The 19,677-nt window shown below is 62.2% G+C and carries 18 protein-coding genes and 1 pseudogene; 11 read left to right on the top strand and 8 right to left on the bottom strand.

What is annotated here, in order from left to right; genetic code table 11:
• Window positions 1-145: 145 nt before the first annotated feature.
• Both recN and CR152_RS10780 read right to left on the bottom strand, forming a co-directional pair.
• Window positions 146-1,816 carry a DNA repair protein RecN gene (gene recN, locus CR152_RS10785; RefSeq protein WP_099874922.1) on the bottom strand — a complete coding sequence of 557 codons (1,671 nt, stop codon included), beginning with the start codon at window positions 1,814-1,816 and terminating at the stop codon, window positions 146-148.
• A gap of 53 nt (window positions 1,817-1,869) precedes the next feature.
• The gene (locus tag CR152_RS10780; protein WP_099874921.1) at window positions 1,870-2,772 is read right to left on the bottom strand and encodes an NAD kinase; all 903 of its coding nucleotides are present in this window, start codon (window positions 2,770-2,772) and stop codon (window positions 1,870-1,872) included.
• Window positions 2,773-3,024: 252 nt separating this feature from the next.
• On the opposite strand from CR152_RS10780, the gene CR152_RS10775 reads away from it, so the two are divergent.
• From CR152_RS10775 to gloA, 5 genes are all read left to right on the top strand, one after another.
• On the top strand, window positions 3,025-3,333 hold the full coding sequence (locus CR152_RS10775; RefSeq protein WP_229413344.1) for a hypothetical protein: 309 nt from the start codon (window positions 3,025-3,027) through the stop codon (window positions 3,331-3,333).
• The gene (locus CR152_RS10770) at window positions 3,330-4,631 is read left to right on the top strand and encodes a PQQ-dependent sugar dehydrogenase (protein ID WP_099874920.1); all 1,302 of its coding nucleotides are present in this window, start codon (window positions 3,330-3,332) and stop codon (window positions 4,629-4,631) included. The genes CR152_RS10775 and CR152_RS10770 overlap by 4 nt, the downstream gene beginning before the upstream one ends.
• Window positions 4,632-4,739: 108 nt before the next feature.
• Window positions 4,740-5,168 carry an OsmC family protein gene (locus CR152_RS10765; RefSeq protein ID WP_099874919.1) on the top strand — a complete coding sequence of 143 codons (429 nt, stop codon included), beginning with the start codon at window positions 4,740-4,742 and terminating at the stop codon, window positions 5,166-5,168.
• A 162-nt stretch (window positions 5,169-5,330) separates the two neighbouring features.
• Complete coding sequence (locus CR152_RS10760; RefSeq protein WP_099874918.1) at window positions 5,331-8,030, top strand: TonB-dependent receptor plug domain-containing protein; 2,700 nt, start codon at window positions 5,331-5,333, stop codon at window positions 8,028-8,030.
• A 99-nt stretch (window positions 8,031-8,129) separates the two neighbouring features.
• Window positions 8,130-8,543, top strand: a complete 414-nt coding sequence (gene gloA, locus CR152_RS10755) for a lactoylglutathione lyase (RefSeq protein ID WP_099874917.1) — start codon at window positions 8,130-8,132, stop codon at window positions 8,541-8,543.
• Between the two features lie 69 nt (window positions 8,544-8,612).
• Here the strand turns inward: gloA and CR152_RS10750 are convergent, their stop codons facing one another.
• From CR152_RS10750 to CR152_RS10725, 6 genes and pseudogenes are all read right to left on the bottom strand, one after another.
• Window positions 8,613-9,836 (bottom strand): sensor histidine kinase, encoded by a 1,224-nt coding sequence (locus tag CR152_RS10750; protein ID WP_157778435.1) that lies wholly within the window; start codon window positions 9,834-9,836, stop codon window positions 8,613-8,615.
• A gap of 234 nt (window positions 9,837-10,070) precedes the next feature.
• A pseudogene (locus tag CR152_RS35175) lies at window positions 10,071-10,499 on the bottom strand (DUF8224 domain-containing phage-derived protein).
• Window positions 10,500-10,594: 95 nt separating this feature from the next.
• Entirely contained in the window at window positions 10,595-11,953 is a 1,359-nt protein-coding gene (locus tag CR152_RS10740; RefSeq protein ID WP_099874914.1) for a TolC family outer membrane protein, read from the bottom strand.
• A gap of 93 nt (window positions 11,954-12,046) precedes the next feature.
• Window positions 12,047-12,370, bottom strand: a complete 324-nt coding sequence (locus CR152_RS10735; RefSeq protein WP_099874913.1) for a rhodanese-like domain-containing protein — start codon at window positions 12,368-12,370, stop codon at window positions 12,047-12,049.
• A gap of 13 nt (window positions 12,371-12,383) precedes the next feature.
• Complete coding sequence (locus CR152_RS10730) at window positions 12,384-13,037, bottom strand: protein-L-isoaspartate O-methyltransferase family protein (RefSeq protein ID WP_099874912.1); 654 nt, start codon at window positions 13,035-13,037, stop codon at window positions 12,384-12,386.
• A gap of 162 nt (window positions 13,038-13,199) precedes the next feature.
• Window positions 13,200-13,862, bottom strand: a complete 663-nt coding sequence (locus CR152_RS10725; RefSeq protein WP_099874911.1) for a TetR/AcrR family transcriptional regulator — start codon at window positions 13,860-13,862, stop codon at window positions 13,200-13,202.
• A gap of 540 nt (window positions 13,863-14,402) precedes the next feature.
• On the opposite strand from CR152_RS10725, the gene CR152_RS10720 reads away from it, so the two are divergent.
• From CR152_RS10720 to tnpB (CR152_RS10700), 6 genes are all read left to right on the top strand, one after another.
• Complete coding sequence (locus CR152_RS10720; RefSeq protein WP_099874910.1) at window positions 14,403-16,283, top strand: potassium transporter Kup; 1,881 nt, start codon at window positions 14,403-14,405, stop codon at window positions 16,281-16,283.
• 234 nt (window positions 16,284-16,517) lie between these two features.
• The gene (tnpA, locus tag CR152_RS32815; protein WP_157778433.1) at window positions 16,518-16,742 is read left to right on the top strand and encodes an IS66 family insertion sequence element accessory protein TnpA; all 225 of its coding nucleotides are present in this window, start codon (window positions 16,518-16,520) and stop codon (window positions 16,740-16,742) included.
• A 59-nt stretch (window positions 16,743-16,801) separates the two neighbouring features.
• Entirely contained in the window at window positions 16,802-17,182 is a 381-nt protein-coding gene (gene tnpA / locus CR152_RS10715) for an IS66-like element accessory protein TnpA (protein ID WP_099874909.1), read from the top strand.
• A complete protein-coding gene (gene tnpB / locus CR152_RS10710) occupies window positions 17,179-17,526 on the top strand; it encodes an IS66 family insertion sequence element accessory protein TnpB (protein ID WP_099874908.1) in 348 nt (115 codons plus the stop codon). Before tnpA (CR152_RS10715) ends, tnpB (CR152_RS10710) begins: the two co-directional genes overlap by 4 nt.
• Before the next feature lie 29 nt (window positions 17,527-17,555).
• Entirely contained in the window at window positions 17,556-19,121 is a 1,566-nt protein-coding gene (gene tnpC / locus CR152_RS10705; protein WP_099874907.1) for an IS66 family transposase, read from the top strand.
• Window positions 19,122-19,248: 127 nt separating this feature from the next.
• Window positions 19,249-19,656 (top strand): IS66 family insertion sequence element accessory protein TnpB, encoded by a 408-nt coding sequence (gene tnpB, locus CR152_RS10700; RefSeq protein ID WP_208640107.1) that lies wholly within the window; start codon window positions 19,249-19,251, stop codon window positions 19,654-19,656.
• Window positions 19,657-19,677 lie beyond the last annotated feature (21 nt).

Raw genomic sequence — 19,677 nt, 5'->3', positions numbered from 1 at the left:
GTTCCCGCGAAGGCGGGAACCCAAGTTCGTCGCGTACAGATAACGGCTCCGGCACGAACTTGGGTTCCCGCCTTCGCGGGAACGACGGATCGAAGGGTAGCGGGGACGACCGATTGGAGGGCAGCGGGAACGATGCAGGTGGGACTTACAGCGCCAGCAACTCCCGCGCATGCTTGCGCGTGGTCGCGGTAATCTCCACCCCACCCAGCATGCGCGCCACCTCCTCCACCCGCGCCTTGTTATCGAGCACGTCGATGTGCGAGACGGTCTTGCCCTCCCCCGTCGTTCCCTTGGCCACCTGGAAATGCTGATTGGCCTGGCTGGCCACCTGCGGCAAGTGCGTCACGCACAGCACCTGGCGCTCCTGGCCCAGGCGCTTGAGCAGGCGCCCCACCACTTCCGCCACGGCGCCGCCGATGCCGCTGTCGACCTCATCGAAAATCAGGGTTGGCGTGGTGGTCGCATTCGAGGTGATCACGGAAATGGCCAGCGCAATCCGCGCCAGCTCGCCGCCCGAGGCCACCTTGGCCAGCGGACGCGGCGCCACGCCGGCATGGCCCGCCACCAGAAACTCCACCTGCTCGACGCCATTGCTGGTCGGCTCGCAGGCATTGAGCCCGACCACGAAACTGCCGCCCGTCATATTCAGCTCCTGCATGGCCGCCGTCACCTGCGTGCCCAGCAGCTTGGCCGCCACCGCGCGCGTGGCCGACAGGCGCGCCGCGGCCGTCATGTAGCTGGCCTTGATTTTCTCTTCCTGCTCGCGCAGGCCATCCAGGTCGCTGGCGTCGGCCAGTTGCTGGAGGCGCTCCGACAGGCTCGCGAATTCGTCCGGCAACTCGTCAGGCGTGACGCGGAACTTGCGCGCCGTCGTATGGATGGCTTCCATGCGCGCGTCGACCTGGCGCAGGCGCTCGGGATCGAGGTCGACCCGGTCCAGGTAATTATTCAGCGCATATACCGCTTCCTGCAACTGGATGCGGGCCGGTTCCATGCAATCGAGCACGGTCTGCAATTGCGCGTCCACGGCCACCAGCTTGCCCAGCTTCTGGTTGAGCGAGGATAGCTGCGACAGGATCGGATGGTCCGATTCGGAAATCGCGGCCAGCGCTTCCTGCGCGCCTTCGAGCAGGCTGGCGGCGTGCGACAGGCGGCTGTGCTCGTTTGTGATCTCGCTCCATTCACCCGGTTTCACGGCCAGCTTCTGCAGCTCGGCCACCTGCCATTCGAGGCGCTCGCGCTCGATCAGCACATTCTTGGCATTGGTTTCGAATTCCTCGCGCTGGCGGGCCAGGGCGCGCCATGCCTTGTGAGTGGCGGCCACGGTCTGGGCATCGGCGCCGGCCCCGGCATCCTTGAAGGCGGCCTGGTTGTCGAGCAGCGCGCGCTGGGCGTCGCTTTTGAGCAGCGACTGGTGCGCATGCTGGCCGTGGATATCGACCAGCATGTCGCCCAGGTCGCGCAGCTGGGCGGCGGTGGCGGCGACGCCGTTGATGAACGCCTTGGAGCGCCCGGCGTTGTCGATCACGCGGCGCAGCAGGGCGCCGCCCTCCTCGACGGCGAATTCGTTCTGTTCCAGCCACTCACGGGCCGGGGCGGAGGCGGCGACCGAAAAATCGGCCGTGATGTCGGCCTTGGCCGCACCCTCGCGCACCACGCTGGCGTCGCCGCGCCCGCCCAGCGCCAGCTGCAGCGCATCGATCAGGATCGACTTGCCGGCCCCGGTCTCGCCGGTAAAGACGGAAAAACCGCTGGAAAATTCAAGCTCGATGGTATCGACAATGACGAAATCACGGATGGTAAGGGTACGCAGCATGAAGGTGTGTCAGTCCAGTATTCGAATGGGGAATGGCGTGCGGGACAGCGCGGTTAGCGCAGCTTGCCCTCGCCCGACGGATATTCGTTCCAGTGCAATTTTTCGCGCAGGGTGTCGTAATAGCTCCAGCCTTCCGGATGCAGGAAGGTGATGTGGTTCGGCGAGCGCGAAATCACGATCTGGTCGCCATGCGCGAGGCTGGCGAAGGTCTGCATGTCGAAATTGACGCTGGTGTCGCGCCCGCTGACGATCTCGATCACGATTTCGCTGCTGTCGGGCACCACGATCGGCCGGTTCGACAGCGCGTGCGGGGCGATCGGCACCAGCACGATGCCGCCCAGGCTGGGATGGAGCAGCGGGCCGCCGGCCGAGAGCGCATAGGCGGTCGAGCCGGTCGGGGTCGAGATGATCAGGCCGTCGGAGCGCTGGTTGTACATGAAGTTGCCGTCCACGGCCACTTTCAGCTCGACCATGCCGGCCCCGGCGCCGCGCGCGACCACCACATCGTTGACCGCCAGCCCGCAGGCGATCATGGCGCCGCCGCGCAGCACGCGTCCTTCGAGCAGGGTGCGCTTTTCCGCGCGCGCCTTGCCGCCGAGGATGTCGCCGACGACCGGGATCATGCGTTCGACGGGAATATCGGTCATGAAGCCCAGGCGCCCCAGGTTGATGCCGATCAGCGGCACATCGAAGGGCGCGAGCTGGCGCGCGATGCCGAGCATGGTGCCGTCGCCGCCCATGACGATGACGGCGCAGGCCACCGCGCCGATGCCGCTCACGCTCATCGCCTCGATCCCGGGCAGGCCGAGGTGGGCCGCGGTTTCGCTCTCGAACACCACCCGGTAGCCGGCCTCCTGCAGAAAGGCGAGCAGGCGGCCGACCGGCTCGCCGATGCCGGCCGTGTTATGCCGCACGACGAGCGCGATGGTTTTTGGCGATTCTTGCGTAGCTGGCATGGACTTCTCGGCGGTTGAGGGGCGACACGCAGGAGATTACTCCATAATGCCTGCTTCTGCCATACGGCCGCTGTCGGCGGCAATACTGTATGCATCCACAGTGGCGCAGTATAAGTGCGGCGGCGCGCGCGGGCAAGCCGCGCGTGCATGCAATGCGCATCGGCGCCGTGCGCAGGCGTGTCAATTGAACGGCCACCTTCCCAACGAAGCGATACCATTTGCACAATGAGTTCACCCACAGGGAGCAGCACCATGGTAGCCGAAACACAAGACCGTAAAATCAACACCGACGCCAAGATCCATGACGACGACGTCAAGCGCCTGCCGCACGAGCGCGACGAGTCGCCGGACGGGCACGACAAGGAACCGCGCGGCGTCATGAAGCAGGCCGCCGACGACCTGGCCCAGGGCCTGGTCGATACCGACATGCACGGCATGCGCGGCGTCGAGGAAGTCGCGCCCACCGCCGGATCGGGCCAGGCCCGGCCCAAGGCGGACGCCGGCAGCGGCATGCGCCATCACGAACCGTCCGACCTGACCAAGGGCAAGGACGAAGCATGAGGCGTTCGCGCCTGGTGCTGGCGCTCGGCCTGGCCGCGGCCGCGCTGAGCCCGCACGCACAGACCATGCCGCCCGGCTTCGGCCCGAATCCGGCGCTGCCGGCGCCATCGCGCTCGCTGCTGCCGACCATGAACATCGCCCCGGCCGATCCCTGGCCCAAGGGCACCAAGCCGGCGGTGGCGCAGGGCCTGGCGGTGGCGGCCTATGCCGGCGGGCTGGAGCATCCGCGCTGGCTGTACGTGCTGCCCAACGGCGACGTGCTGGTGGCCGAATCCAACAAGCCGCCCAAGCCCGATGAAGGCTTCAGCCTGCGCGGCATGGTGATGAAACTTGCAATGAAAAAGGCCGGCGCGGCCGTGCCGTCCGCCAACCGCATCACCCTGCTGCGCGGGGCTGGTCCGAATGGCGAAGCGGCCAACCGCTCGGTGTTCCTCGACGGCCTGTTCTCGCCGTTCGGCATGGCGCTGGTGGGCAACGACCTGTACGTGGCCAATGCCGACGCGCTGCTGCGCTTTCCGTACCAGGAAGGCCAGACCAGAATCACCGCCAAGGGCGTCAAGGTGATGGACCTGCCGGCCGGGATCAATCACCACTGGACCAAGAACGTGGTGGCCAGTCCCGACGGCACGCGCCTGTATATCTCGGTCGGCTCGAACAGCAACGTCGGCGAAAACGGCCTGGACAAGGAAGAAGGCCGCGCCGCGATCTGGGAATTCAACCCGGCCGACGGCAAGTCGCGCCTGTTTGCCACGGGCTTGCGCAATCCCGTCGGCATGGGTTTCCAGCCGCAAAGCGGGGCGCTGTGGACCAGCGTGAACGAACGCGACGAGCTGGGCAACGACCTCGTGCCCGACTACATGACTTCGGTGAAGGATGGCGGCTTCTACGGCTGGCCTTACAGCTACTTCGGCCAGCATGTCGATGCGCGGGTCGAACCGGCGCGTCCCGATCTGGTAGCCAAGGCGCTCACGCCCGATTACGCGCTCGGCGCGCATACCGCGTCGCTCGGGCTGGCGTTCTATAACGCCGACCTGATGCCGGCATTTAAGAATGGCGCGCTGATCGGCCAGCACGGATCGTGGAACCGCAAGCCGTATTCGGGCTACAAGGTGATCTACGTGCCGTTCACGGACGGCAAGCCGAACGGTCCGCCGCAAGACGTGCTGACCGGATTTCTCAGTGCCGAGGGGCAAGCGTTCGGACGGCCGGCCGGCGTGGCGGTGGATCAGGGCGGCGGCATTCTGGTCGCCGACGACGTCGGCAATACGGTCTGGCGCATCACGCCCACAGGAAAATAGCTGCACCGCAGCATTGCTACAGCTCATGGTGCGCTGGCGAACAGATGGACCGGTGGCCGCAGCGCATGATGGCTTAATTGAACTTAAATAAATTTTAGGAGAAACACCATGATCAAACGTTCAGGAAGTGCTGTCTGGAGCGGCGGCATCAAGGATGGCAAAGGCAGCATTTCGACCCAGAGCGGCGCGCTGGACAATACCCAGTACGGTTTCAACACCCGTTTCGAAAACGGTCCCGGGACCAATCCTGAAGAGCTGATCGGCGCAGCGCACGCCGGCTGCTTCACGATGGCCTTGTCGGGGCAGTTGGGCGAAGCCGGCATGACCGCGCAAAAGCTGACGACCACCGCGACCGTCTCGTTGGACAAGACCGATGATGGCTTCACGATTTCGGCCGTGCATCTGAACCTGGTGGCGACGATTCCCGGCGCGAACCAGGAAGCGTTCGAAGCGGCGGTACTGCGTGCAAAAAACAATTGCCCGGTCTCGAAGCTGCTGAATGCGGCGATTACGCTCGACGCGCGTCTGGAAGAGTAACAGCCGGCAGGCCGGTCCCGCCATGGGCGCAACCGGCTTTCTCCCGCTTGGCACAGCCTTGCACCACGGTTGTGCAATTTCGCATATATAAACGCAAAAACAATCGTTCAGCAGGTGATTCTTGGTTGGTATCATTGGTTTTTGACTACCAAAAGCACCTCAATGAAAATCACAAATTTGAAATTGACGCCGCTGGCGGCAGCGGCAATCACCTTGCTCTGCGGCTCGGCACAGCAGGCGCAGGCGCAAACCGCCAGCGCCGGCGAACAAGCCACCCCGACCTCTGTCGTCGTGACCGGTTCGCGCATCGCGCGCGCCAGCGTCGAAGGCCCGTCCGCGGTGGTCGTCATCACCGGCGAGGAAATCACCAAGCAAGGTTACAAGAACCTGTTCGATGCCCTCAACAACCAGGCGCAGAACAGCGGCTTTACCACCGGCGCCGATTTCGGCAATACCCACACCCCATCGGCCAACACCATCAGCCTGCGCGGCCTGGGGCCGAACCACACGCTGATCCTGCTGAACGGGCGCCGCCTGGCCGACTTCCCGACTGCCTATGAAGGCGCGATCAACTTCACCAACCTGGCCAACATCCCGTCGAGCATCGTCGAACGCGTGGAAATCCTCAGCGGCGGCGCCTCCGCCGTGTACGGCTCGGACGCCATCGCCGGCGTGGTGAACATCATCCTCAAGAAGAAGGCCGACGGCGTCGACGTCAACCTCAAGGCCGGCACCACCTCGCGCGGCGGCGGGGGCGACCGCCGCCTGCAGATCAGCGGCGGACGCAGCTTCGACAAACTCAACACCGTGTTCAGCCTGGAATTGCTCGACCGCGAGCCGCTGTGGAGCAACCAGCGCGACTTCATGGCCGTGCGCGAGGGCACGCCGACCAATACCCTGTCGCGCAAGAACGTCAACACCGGCAACTTCCATGACCTGGGCGACGCCTGCAATGCGCTTGGCGACCTGTTCGGCGGCAGCCAGTTCAAGCATACCGTCAAAAAAGGCAGCTACTGCGCCAGCAACAAGGTCAGCCCGACTTACTGGACCACCCAGACCAAGAACCGCAGCACCAATCTGTTCGGCAGCGCCAACTATGCGCTCTCGCCATCGACCGACCTGTTCGCCGAATTCCTGCTCGGCCAAAACAAGACGGCCAACAACACGCGCGGCCCGACGTGGACCTCGTCCTCGGCCGATAACAGCTATTTCTTCAACAAGAACAGCGGCGTGTACGAAGCCTGGACCAAGTACATCTCGCCCGAGGAAATGGGCGGCGTGAAGCGCTACAACCGCACCTGGGATGACCAGGCCAGCTCGGTCTCGCTGGGCGCCAAGGGCGACATTCCGGGCACCGGCTGGCGCTATGAAGCCGGCTACAGTGCCTCGTTCTACAAGAGCGAAGGCCATGTGCAGCGCGCGCTGGCCAATATCGACAGCTTTTTCCTGGGGCCGAAACTGGGCGTCGACAAGGACGGCATCGCGATCTACGCGCCGAATCAGGCGCGCCTGGCCCAGCGCCTCACGCCCGAGGAATTCAACAGCATCACCGGCCAGGCCGACAGCGACGATACCTCGCGCAACCAGACCCTGAGCCTGGTCGCCACGGGCGAACTGTTCGCACTGCCGGCCGGCCCGGTCAAGCTGGCGACGATTGCCGAAGCCGGCCACCAGCGCTTCGCCAACAAACCCGACCCGCGCATCAACCAGGGCGTGTTCAATACGCTGGCGAAAAGCGATATCACGGAAGGCTCGCGCCGCCGCTACGCGCTGGGCGTGGAAGCGAGCGTGCCGCTGCTCAAGGACCTGAACTCGACCCTGGCCGGCCGCTACGATCGCTACAACTTTGCCGGCCGCAATGAAGGCAAGCTGACCTACAACGCCGGCATCGAATGGCGTCCCGTCAAGCCGCTGCTGGTGCGCGGCAACTACGCCACCAGCTTCCGCGCCCCGGACATGAACTACATCTTCAAGGCGCGCGGCACCGGCTACTACGCGTCGAGCACCGATTACTACCGCTGCGCCCAGGCCGGCAAGAGCATCGAAACCTGCGAGTTCGCCAACGTGTCGCCGGGCAGCGACTATATCCAGACCGGCAGCAAGGACTTGCGCTCGGAAAAAGGCAAGTCGTACGGGCTGGGCGCGGTGTGGTCGCCGAGCGCGGACTTCGACGTCTCGGTCGATTACTGGAACATCAAGATCGATGATCTGGTCACCAACCTGAGCGCCGATACCTTGCTGCGCGACGAAGCGGCCTGCCGAGTCAAGGGCGACCTGACGTCGCCGACCTGCCTCGATACCATCGGCCGCATCCAGCGCTATCCGCTGACGGCGCTGAACAAGCCGGGCGAGATCCGCGAAATCCGGGTCAATCCGATCAACGCCGCCTACCAGGATGCCGACGGGATCGACCTGAGCGCACGCTACGCATTGCGTACGGCCGACTGGGGCAAATTCACGCTCAAGGGCAATTACTCCAAGTCGTTCAGCAAGAATTCGCGCCAGTTCGCCGGCGACGTGCTCAAGGATGAACTGGACGACCTGTCCAACCAGGACTGGCGCGACAAGCTCAACGCCAGCCTGAACTGGAACGTGGGCAACTGGTCCAATACCGTGTTCGCGCAGCGCTACGGCAAGGTGCCCAATTCCGGGCAGACAGCCTTCCTGTCGCCGACCACCCTGGTCAATCTGTCGAGCGTGTACAAGGTCAACGAGCGCGCCACGGTGTCGGTGGCGGTCAATAACGTCAACAACCGCATCAAGCGCGACACCACCGGCGGCTGGCCGAACTACCCGGTCGGCAACTACAGCCCGGTCGGACGCCAGATCTGGCTGGAGCTCAACTACCACTTCGGTTCCTGAGCGTCATCAGCCGGCCGCGCCCGCCGCACGCGGGCGCGGCCGGCAGAGAATCGGTGGAGCGCTTAAAATCGTGGCTTGATCTGATTACCAAGGACTACGATGCGGATTTTGCACACCATGTTACGGGTCGGAGACCTGCAGCGCTCGATCGATTTCTATACCAAGGTGCTGGGCATGACGCTGCTGCGCACCAGCGACAACGCGGAGTACAAGTACACCCTGGCGTTCGTCGGCTACGGCAGCAATCCCGAGCATGCGGAATTGGAACTGACCTACAACTGGGGCGTCGACAAGTACGAGCTGGGCAGCGCCTACGGGCATCTTGCCATCTCGGCCGACGACATCGTGGCCGCGTGCGATGCGGCGCGCGCCAATGGCGGCAACGTCACGCGCGAGCCGGGCCCGGTCAAGGGCGGCAGCACCGTCATTGCGTTCGTGACCGATCCGGACGGCTACAAGATCGAACTGATCGAGCGCAAGGATGGCGTGCGCGCGAACGGCTTGAACGAGTAAGGCCGCCGCCAGCCGCCGAGGTTCACGAAAAACGCCTCGCAAGAGGCGTTTTTTCGTTGGTGCACCAGCTCATTCGGCGGGTCCCGACGCGACCATGGGAATCTGCACCTTGACGGTGGTGCCTTCCAATTCGGTCGAGGTCACCCAGATTTTTCCGCCATGGGCGATAACGATCTCGTGGGTTATATAGAGGCCGAGGCCGAGATTGCTGGTCTGGCTGGCGCTGCGCTCGCTGGTGCTCTTCATGACGAAGCTCTTGCCGGGATCGAACATGACCCTGAGCCGGTCCGGAGAAATAATCCCGCCTTCGTTCTGGACCACCATCACCACATCGGCCCCCAGGCGGCTGACCGTCACCCAGACCGGACTGCCGGCTGCGCCGTGCTGTACCGCGTTCGCCATCAGGTTCGACAGGGCCTGGCTCATGCGGGCGCGGTCCCATACCACCGTGATGCCGTCTTCCACGTCGACCTTGAACGTGCGTTCCGGATGAAACAGTTTCATTTCCTGGGCAACCGACCGGCACTCCATCGATAAATCGTAGCCCGCCAACGTGACCGGAATGCCTCCCCCCAGGTGGCTGGTGGAATAGTCCAGCAGGTCGGAGACGATCTCGGTGACCCTTTGCGTGCTGCGCAGGAGCTGCGCGGCCACCTTCAGGTGCCTGGGCGGCAATGTGGTGTCCTGCAGGATCATCTGGGTTCCCATGCTGATCGCCCCCAGCGGATTGCGCACGTCATGGCCGAGAATGGCGAGAAAGACATTCTGGGAATCGCGCAGCATGGCGGAAAAGTGGGACAACGATTCCGTCAGCGACTGATCGATCGCCTCGTTGAAGCGCAGCATGTCTTGCAGGTCGGATTCGTCGGCTTGTTTGACCCGGGCTTGCCAGAGCCTGAGCACGCTGGCGCGCAAGGCGCGGAATTCCGCCATCAATTCCTCGACAGTAAAACCGGCCTGCAGCCGATCGACGGCATGGGCTTCGGACGCCGTTGCGTCCCCCGCGTCAGGGGCATTTCCCTTCGATTTTTCGATGCCTGCCTCGACGCTCTGGTCGGCATCGAGGTCGAGGCAAATCACACCGAGGATGGCTTTCGCGTGGTCCCGCAGCTGTGCTTTGGTGGCGGAGTTAAGCGGATGCAGCGTGCCGGCGAAGTCTTCCCACTCCTGCAAGATCACTTCGATATTTTCGCTGATAAATTTAGAAAGGCGCATGACGTCCTGATGAGTGCGAAAAAATGAATTCTTGAACAACGATTGCTGCGCGACCAATCTTGAGAGAAAGTACAGCAAGGCGATACCGGTGCACCAGGAGAGTCCTGATCCAGGCCACTACAGTCTACGCCTGTTCGGATATGGCCGTACTTCCAAGAAACAAGCGGAAAACGCGCAACGGCACTCACAGCAAGAACCGCACAGCCACGCCCGTTCGGAAAAGCTCAGTCCCAGCGATGAAGCTGATATTCACTGGCCTGGCCGTTCGATGTCACGCGCAGGCGGACGTCACACGGGTGGCCCTGGTCAGCGTCAGGCCTGCCACGTTGTCCTCCCCGAAACCTGCCAGTAAATTCGCCTGGCCAGGTGCTGCCATGGGCCGCTGGCCGGCTTGCCGTAGCGGGTCTCGCTCGACAGGAACAGCATGGCAATGCGGGCCTGGCTCACCCGGCGCCCCAGCGTATCGACCACTGCGCGGTAAGGCGCCGGCGCCGCATCGGGATCTCAGATGGCTGACACCAGTACGCCGTCATCGCCGACCGTGGCCAGGCCGCCGAAGCGCTCGATGAAGGTGCGGCAGCAGGCGCAGCTGTGCTGCCGGCGAATGTCGGGATCGGTAAAGGAGGCGAGATAAATGTCGTACAGGCCACTGGCATCGGTCCGGAAGACCGGGCCGGCCTGGAAGTTGAAACGCGCGTTGATGCTCCGGACCAGCGCGCCATTGCCGTCGGCGTGGCGCATCGCATGAACGTTATCCGCGGCCATGCAATTGCTGTGCGATGGGCAGGCGTGGGCGGGCGTGCATGCCGGCGCTCCCGCCCATCTGTGCGTCCAGCTTACTTGACCAGCAAATCGTTGACCGGCGCCAGGTCGGCTTCGCGCAGCGAACCGGCTGCCGATTTCAGGCGCAGGCCGTTGAGGATGGTGTCGTAACGCGCGCGCGACAGGTCGCGGCGGGTCGAATACAGCTGGCGCTGCGCATTGAGCACGTCGATATTGATGCGCACGCCCACCTGGTAGCCGAGCTTGTTCGATTCCAGTGCCGAATTGCCCGACACTTCCGCCGCCTGCAGCGCCCTGACCTGCGCCAGCCCGCTGTTGACGCCCAGGAAGGCCTGGCGCGCCGTGTTGGCCGCGTTGCGGCGCGTCGCTTCGAGGTCGTTGCGGGCCTTGTCTTCGAGCGCGATGGTTTCGCGCACGCGGCTGGTGACGGCAAAGCCGTTGAAAATCGGCACGTTGTAGGCGATGCCGATGCCCTTGTCGGTCGACCTGCCCGACTGCTGGGTCTGGCCAGTCATGCTCTGGCGGCGGATGTTGGCGGTCAGGTCCAGGGTCGGATAATGGCCGGCGCGGCTTTTCTGGATTTCGCGCTTGGACAGTTCGTAGTTCAGCTGGGCGCCGACGACGCCGTAGTTCTGGCTTTCCGCGGACGAGACCCACGGGTCGATTACGGCCGGCTCGGGGGACGCGAGCAGTACGCCCGGTTTCAGCGTGGCCAGGCCGGCCGGCGCGGTGCCGATGATGGCTTGCAGCGCGCTGCGCTTGTTTTCCAGGTCGTTGATGGCGGCAAACTCCTGCGCCACCACCAGGTCGTAGGCGGCCTGGGCTTCGTGGGTGTCGGTGATGGTCTGGGTGCCGACTTCAAAGTTGCGCTTGGCCGAGGCGAGTTGCTCGGTGGTGGCGGTTTTCTGGGCGCGGCTCAGTTCCAGGGTGTCCTGCGCGGCCAGCACATCGAAGTAGGCTTGCGCCACGCGCGTGATCAGGTCTTGCTGGGCCTGGGCGAACTGCGCTTCGGCCTGGGCTTGCTGCAGCTTGCTCTGTTCGTACGATTGCCAGTTAGCCCAGCGAAACAGCGGCTGGGTCAGCGACAGGGTGTGCGTGGTGGTGCGCTCGTTGGCGCCGCCGGTGGTGACCGGGACCTGGCTGCCGTTGGGCAGGGTCACGGTTTGGCCGATATTCCATGGCGTCGATTCGCCATCGTTCTTGACGATGCTGCCGTTCAAGCCCACGGTCGGCAAGAGCTGCGAGCGGCCTTGCGGAACCCGCTCCATGCCGGCGGCCAGGGCCGCGCGCGCGCTGGCAAACGCGGCGTCATTGGCCAGCGCTTGCTGGTAGACCTGGATCAGGTCCGCCGCCTGTGCATTCAAGGAAAAAAATGCGCTGGCAATCAGCACGGCCATGAGGGGTTTCTGCATTGCATTCTCCATTGGAGTCATCAAAAAAGTTAAAAAAACCTGCAGCCCGGTGGTGGCCGACACCGCCGCCGCGCGTGTATCTATTACGTGGAATCAGTACTTCGGCATGCTGCCGTCGACCTGCACCGCCCAAGCGTGGATGCCGCCGGTCAGATTGGTCATGTTCGTAAAACCGTTGCGCTCCAAAAAGGCCGCAACCTGCATGCTGCGCGCGCCGTGGTGGCAGATGCACACGATCTCGGCTTCCTCGTCGAGCTCCTCGATGCGCGCCGGAATCGTGTTCATCGGAATCTGGGTCGATCCCTCGATCTTGCAGGTTTCAAACTCCCAGTTTTCGCGCACATCCAGCAATAGCGGGCGCGGACGCGACGGGTCGGCCAGCCAAGCTGCCAACTCGGGGGCGGTGACGTGTTGCATGCCGTCCCCCGCTTTAAAAGGTGAAATGCGAGGTCTTGACCGACGTCGACAGCTGCTTGACGTTGGTTTCGAACACCTTGACCGTGTCGTACGCGGTCTCGGACACGCGCGTGATCACGTGCGCCGTCATGACCGGCGCCTGGCCGAGGATGGCGGCGATGCGCCCGCCGACCTTGACCTGCTTCAGAAACACTTCCGGCAGGGTTTCCAGGCCACCCGAGATGACGATGACGTCGAACGGTGCGCCCTTTTCCCAGCCTTCGGCGCCATTGCCCAGTTCGACGGTGACGTTGCTCACGCCGGCGTTGGCCAGGTTCTTCGCGGCCAGGTCCTTCAGTTCCGGATTGATCTCGACGGTGGTGACGTGGCGCGCCTTGTGCGCCAGCAGCGCTGCCATGTAACCCGATCCGGCGCCGATTTCCAGCACATTTTCGTGCTTCTTGACGGCTACCTCTTGCAAGATGCGTGCTTCGATCTTCGGCGTGAACATCGCTTCGCCGCCTGGCAGCGGGATTTCGGTATCGACAAAGGCCAGCGTCTTGTAGGCGGCGGGCACGAAATCTTCCCGCTTGACCACTACCAGCAGATCGAGCACGTCCTGGTCCAGCACGTTCCAGGGACGGATCTGCTGTTCAATCATGTTAAAACGGGCTTGTTCGATATTCATCTTGTGCTCGGTGAGGAAAAATAATAATCCGATATTTTATCGTTGAACGGCCTCAGAACGCACATCTTAACGATCTGAGGCCCCGGATCGCGATAAATTGCGACAGTCTGCAGTTTAGAGGGAATGAACGCCCCAAAACGCCGCTCTGGCGCTTTTGACAAGTCACGGCGCGGCCGCGCCCAGGTCCGGCGCACGCGGCAGCAAGCCAGTGAGGGTCATGGTGAGGAAGGAATCGATGAAGGCCACGGGGTCGAGCTCGGCCATGTCGCAGGGGCCGACCGAATGCTTCCACAGCATCAGCATGAGCATGGGCGCGATCAGGATCTGGGTGGTGAGGAAGACGTCGAGGGGGCGGAAGTGGCCGCGTTCGACGGCGCGCTCGAGCATGCCGCTGATCATGATACTGCCGCGCTGGATGACTTCTTCGCGGTAGAAGACAGCAATATCGGGGAAGTTGTTCGATTCGGCCATGACCAGCTTGATCATGCCGGAGGACTTGGTGGCACCGGCGTTTTCCCACCATGCCATCATGACGGCGCGCAGCAGGTCGGCGCTATGGCCCTCGAAACTGGCGATCATGTCCTCGGCCGCGCCCAGGGCCGGCACGATGGTGTCGCGCACGACGGCCTTGAACAGCTCTTCCTTGTTGGTGAAATACAGGTACAGGGTGCCCTTCGAGACGCCGGCGCGCTTGGCCACGTCTTCCAGCCGCGTGGAGGCGAAACCGCGCTCGACGAACAGGTCGAGGGCGGCGGCGAGCAATTCCTGGGGTCGCGCGTCTTTACGGCGCTCCCAGCGCGGCTTCATCTCAAGGGGACATTGCATGGGGTCTATTCCGTAACTTACTTGCGAGTCATTAATATAGACCGATGGTTTCAACCCGTCAAGTTTGCATGCATACGTTGCGCCTGAATAGAATCTGAAACAGAACAATAGAATCTGAAATGAACGCCACAGTCAAAAGGAGAAAAACTTGAACCAGCCGAGCCCGCTTGCTCCGCTGCAAAAATCGGTGTTCACCCCAGCCAACCCAGTTCAAAATTTTCGTTAAAAAATGTCAGAAATGTGGTCATTGCCGAAGTTTGCCGACCACTTTTCGCTCTACTGCATACTCAGCCCGGCCCCCTCTTGCAGCCAGGCACGCCTTGGCGCAACCACTGCGCATATCGTGCCTAGTCGGCTGCTGGCCAAGCAACACTTGGCATCCAGGTCGAGCCAATCGGTCAACGACAGTGCACTGCAACTGTATCGCGCTTGCACACTTGCGGCTCAATCACATCAGGGTGGGGCCGCGCAGCGTCTTTGCCAAGCGCTTACCGGGACAAACTTCGTTACAATGTTGATACGACAAAACTGAGCAAAACAATGACAACTGAATTACCGCAAAAAAATCGGGTCGCTGCACTGACGCTCGGCGCGATCGGTGTTGTGTACGGGGACATCGGTACCAGCCCGCTGTACACCCTGAAAGAAGTTTTTGCACCCGCCCACGGCGTTGCCGCTTCCCCCTCCAACATCATCGGCGTTATTTCGCTGATACTGTGGTGCCTCATTATCATAATTTCGCTGAAATATGTGATCTTGGTGTTGAGAGCTGACAATCATGGCGAAGGCGGCATTATGGCACTAACCGCTCTTGCCCTGAAGTCTGTTACCCAGAGCTCCCGCTTTTATTACCCGGTGATGTTACTCGGCATGGTTGGAGCTGGACTGTTTTTTGGCGACGGCATCATTACCCCAGCAATCACCGTTTTGTCGTCCATTGAAGGCCTTGAAGTGGCGACGCCGGCCTTTAAACCTTATGTCATTCCTTTAACGCTAAGCGTGCTAGCGGTATTGTATTGGGCTCAACATCGGGGGACGGGTGGTATCGGGAAATGGTTCGGTCCAATCGTTTTGGTATGGTTCACTACCTTAGCGGTGATGGGCGTTGCAAACATCATCGATCATCCTCAGATCTTGGCAGCACTGAACCCGGGGCATGCGGCGCGCTTCCTTCTCGCGAACGGATGGATCGCGTTCGTCGCATTGGGCGCAGTCGTCTTGGCGTTGACCGGGGCCGAGGCGCTATACGCCGATATGGGCCATTTTGGGCGGACGCCTGTCCGTCTGGCTTGGTTCACAGTCGTGTTTCCTGCGCTAGCGCTAAATTATCTCGGGCAGGGCGCCGTACTTCTCAACAATCCTGCCGCTATATCCAACCCGTTCTTTAATCAGCTTGGTGCATGGAGCATTTATCCGCTGGTAGCCTTGTCGACTGTAGCGGCGGTAGTGGCGTCCCAAGCAACCATCTCTGGCGCCTTCTCAGTGGCGCAGCAGGCGATCTCGCTAGGTTTTTTGCCAAGAATGCGAATTGTGCATACTTCAAATCAGGAAAAGGGGCAGATTTACATACCCTTGGTGAACTGGCTGCAGTTCAGTGCTGTCGTCTTCGCAGTCGTGGCATTTGGGTCGTCCACTAATCTTGCCTCCGCTTACGGCATTGCCGCGACCGCGACAATGCTCACCACGACGCTTTTGACATTCTTCGTCGTTCGCTACGGTTGGCGCTATTCTGGAGTCGTTGCATTTTCAGCAACGCTGTTTTTTTTGGTATTCGATATTACGCTGTTCGCGTCAACCAGTCTCAAGATCGTAAGCGGTGGCTGGTTTACCCTGCTTATCAGCGTGGTGATGGTCACGATCATGCTGACATGGAGGAAAGGACGAGAGCTCGTTTTCGAAAATTTGAAAGCACATTTGCTACCAGTGCCTGGCTTCCTAGAAAGTCTCTTTGCTGAGCCACCGCTTCGTGTACCCGGCACCGCAGTGTTCTTCCGGCCAGAGGGCGACGGTGTACCACATGCGCTACTTCACAATCTCCTGCACAACAAAGTTCTGCATGAGAGAGTCGTGTTTTTGACCGTGATTTCGACGGACATTCCAACAGTCAGCGCAACGCAGCGGCTGAAAGTGACTGAATTGGGTCACAATTGCTATCAAGTCGACCTTTCCTATGGTTTCATCGATCTGCGTAACGTACCTGCTGATCTTGCAAATTGTGCGGCGTTGGGCTTGAATTTCGAGCCAATGGAAACGTCTTATTTCATCACTCGCCAGACGGTGATTGCTACACCTGGAGCTGGTATGGCGATGTGGCGGGAAAGTCTATATTCAACAATGGCGAAAAATGCGCGCGACGCGGCCGACTATTTTCAATTGCCTTCTAATCGCGTTATTGAGCTCGGCACACAGGTCGAGATTTGAACTTTCCGGAGCGGCGGCGCGGTAACGCTGTGTTGATTACACCTGATCTCGTGCGCACCATTCTCGCCTCTCATGATGATCGACGCTCGAATTGAGGCAGTTGAGTTCGGCGTTCGATTGAGGCTGCTCGAATCCGCATCTTCATGCCGGTTAAAGGTAAGCGTCCGGCCCCTCCACCTATGAATTCCTGATCGCCCAAGCCAAACTATCCGCTCATTCTTTCAGGAGGTGATAGTGTCAAATTCGGAACGTGAGAAGGTATGGGAAGAGCGCGTCGCGCAGTGGCAGGCCAGCGGCCTTTCGCAGCGGGCCTACGCAATCGAGCAAGGCTTTCCGGTACGCCAGGTTGGTTACTGGGTACGGCGTTTGACCAAGCGGGAAGCGATGCCTACACTGCTCCCGGTGCGGGTGGCACAGGCGGGTCGTAAGCGTCTTCCCACTGACGTCTTTACCGCCTGATCCGTCAGCGCCATGATTGAAGGCGGGGTACAAATTCAATTGTGCCCACAATTTCGATTATGGACACAAAAATTCAATCACTCACCACACCTCGCAAGCGCGGTCCCTACAGACAGCACAGCACGGAATTCAAGCGAGAAGTCGTCGCCAGATCTCTTGTCGCGGGCACGTCGGTGTCGCGCCTGGCTCGAGAGTTCAACATCAATGCCAACCAGGTCTTCACCTGGCGCAGACAATTCGCCGACCTGCACGGCGCGGTGAACGCGGCACCGGCCGCGCTGATGCCGGTCACCGTTCTGGATTCGCCAGACGTGGCTGCCAAGCCTGCACTACCGGCTTCGGGCGTCATGCTGCTGACGGTGGGCCGTGCGCAGCTGCGGCTCGAAGGTGGCGTTGATGCGGTGGCGCTGGCCCAAGTGCTGGCGCGCCTGCTGCCATGATCGGGCTGCCCGCAGGCACGCGCATCTGGCTTGCAGCCGGCATCACCGACATGCGCGCCGGTATGAACGGCCTGGCGGCAAAGGTGGACAGTGCGCTTAAGGAGAATCCGTACAGCGGCCACGTGTTCGTGTTCCGTGGCCGGCGCGGCGACATGATCAAAGTGCTGTGGTGGACCGGCGATGGCCTGTGCCTGCTGGCCAAGCGGCTTGAGAAAGGCCGTTTCGTCTGGCCGCAAGCGAGCAGTGGCAGCGTCACGCTAAGCCAGGCGCAGCTGTCGATGCTGCTGGAGGGAATTGACTGGCGGCGCCCGGAACGGACGTGGCAGCCAACGTTGGCCTTGTAAACATGAAACGGGTCGCGTAAACTCGGCACATGCTCAACACCGCCGACCTGCCCAACGACATCGAAGCCTTGAAGGCTTTGCTGTTGGCACGCGATGAATTGCTGTTGGCCCGCGATGAGCAGATCCTGGGCCTGGAAGCGCAGCTGAACACGCGGGCCGCAGAGATCGAACATCTGAAACTGATGATTGCCAAACTGCGGCGCATGCAGTTCGGCCGCAAGTCGGAAAAGCTCGACCGCCAGATTGAGCAGCTCGAATTGCAACTGGAAGACCTGCAGGCAGACGAGGCCGAAGCAGAGCGGCAAATGCCCGAAGCGGATCGGGCGCCGCGCAGGAAATCGGTGCGCAGGCCGCTGCCCGAGCACCTGCCGCGCGATGAAAAGGTCTATCCGCCCGGCGCCAACGCGTGCCCGGCCTGCGGAGGTGGCTTGCGCCACCTGGGCGAAGACGTGGCTGAACAACTGGAATATGTGCCGGCGAGCTTGCGCGTGATCCGCCATGTGCGTCCAAAGCTGGCATGCAGCTGCTGCGACGCCATCGTGCAGGCGCCGGCGCCGAGCCGGCCGATCGAGCGGGGCATTGCCGGGCCGGGCTTGCTGGCGCACGTGCTGGTGGCCAAGTTCGCCGACCATCTGCCGCTGTACCGGCAGGCAGTCATGTATGCACGCGACGGTGTCGATCTGGATCGCGCTTTGCTCGCCAGCTGGGTCGGTGCTGCCAGCGCGCTGTTGCGCCCCTTGGTCGACGCGATCCGGCGCCATGTGCTCGCCGGTGCCAAGCTGCACGCGGACGACACCCCGATTCCGGTGCTGGCACCAGGCAATGGGAAGACAAAGACGGCGCGTCTGTGGACCTACGTGCGTGACGACAGGCCGAGCGGCGACACCACGCCACCGGCCGTGTGGTTTGCCTATACGCCCGACCGCAAAGGCATCCATCCGCAAACCCACCTTGCCAGCTATAAGGGCGTGCTCCAGGCCGATGCCTACACAGGCTTCAACGCGCTTTACGAGGACGGCACGATCCAGGAGGCAGCCTGCTGGGCGCATGCGCGCCGCAAATTCTACGACTTACATGAAGCCAGACCCTCTGCACTGACGAGCGAAGCCTTGGGCCGCATCGGTGAGCTGTACGCGATCGAAGCGAAGATCCGCGGCAAGCCCCCGAACGAGCGACGCCAGGCACGACAAGCCAAGGCCAAACCGCTGATTGACGATCTGGAGCGATGGTTGCGAGGCATGCTTGAAAAACTCTCACGCAAGTCCGATACGTCGGCGGCGATTCTGTACGCCCTCAATCTGTGGCCGGCGCTGGCGCGCTATTGCGATGACGGCCTGATCGAGATCGACAACTCCGCCGCAGAACGCGCTCTGCGCGGGGTTGCCATCGGTCGCCGTAACTATCTGTTTGCCGGCGCCGACACGGGCGGCGAACGCGCTGCCGCCATCTACTCGCTGATCGGGACGGCCAAGCTCAACGGTGTCGACCCCGAAGCCTGGTTGCGCCATGTGCTAGCCCACATCGCCGATCATCCCGTCAACCGTGTTGACGAGTTTCTGCCCTGGCATTGCGCCGGGCAGTTGGCACCTGCCTAACAACACGCCGCTTCCCAGCGGTGTGACGCTATCATCAAGCAATTCGACAGCTGGCTCAAGACGGCGCTGGGCCGACGCTTACGGCGGGTCCGGTGGCGGTTGCGATCAGCTTGCGCAACGAGCACGGTTGGACCTTGAGCTTGCCGACCGATATGCCGGCCAGTTGGCTGGCGGAATTGATGCGTGCGTTGTGATGCAGCTGTCGGCCGATACGATCTGGCTGGCGACGGCGGCGGTGGACATGCGCACGGGCATCGACGGACTCTCCCTGCACGTGCAGCAGGCGTTAGGGCGAGCGCCGTGCGACGGCACGGCCTACGTGTTTGCCAATCGCCGCCGGACGCGCATGAAGCTGGTGTGCTGGGACGGCACCGGCGTCTGGATGTGCTTGCGCCGGCTGCACCGTGGCCAGTTCGTCTGGCCGCAGGCAGACGAGGCAAGTTGGCAGATGAGTGCCGAGCAATGGCAGTGGTTGGTGGCCGGTGTGGACTGGCAGCGCTTGTCGGCCACAGCGCCGGTGCAGTGGCGCCTGTGAGGACGTAAACTGTTTCGCTTG

This window comes from Massilia violaceinigra, from assembly GCF_002752675.1.
GTDB lineage: Bacteria > Pseudomonadota > Gammaproteobacteria > Burkholderiales > Burkholderiaceae_D > Telluria_A > Telluria_A violaceinigra.
Note: the sequence above shows the minus strand (reverse complement) of the source record. Positions and strands in the feature narration are given on the sequence as shown.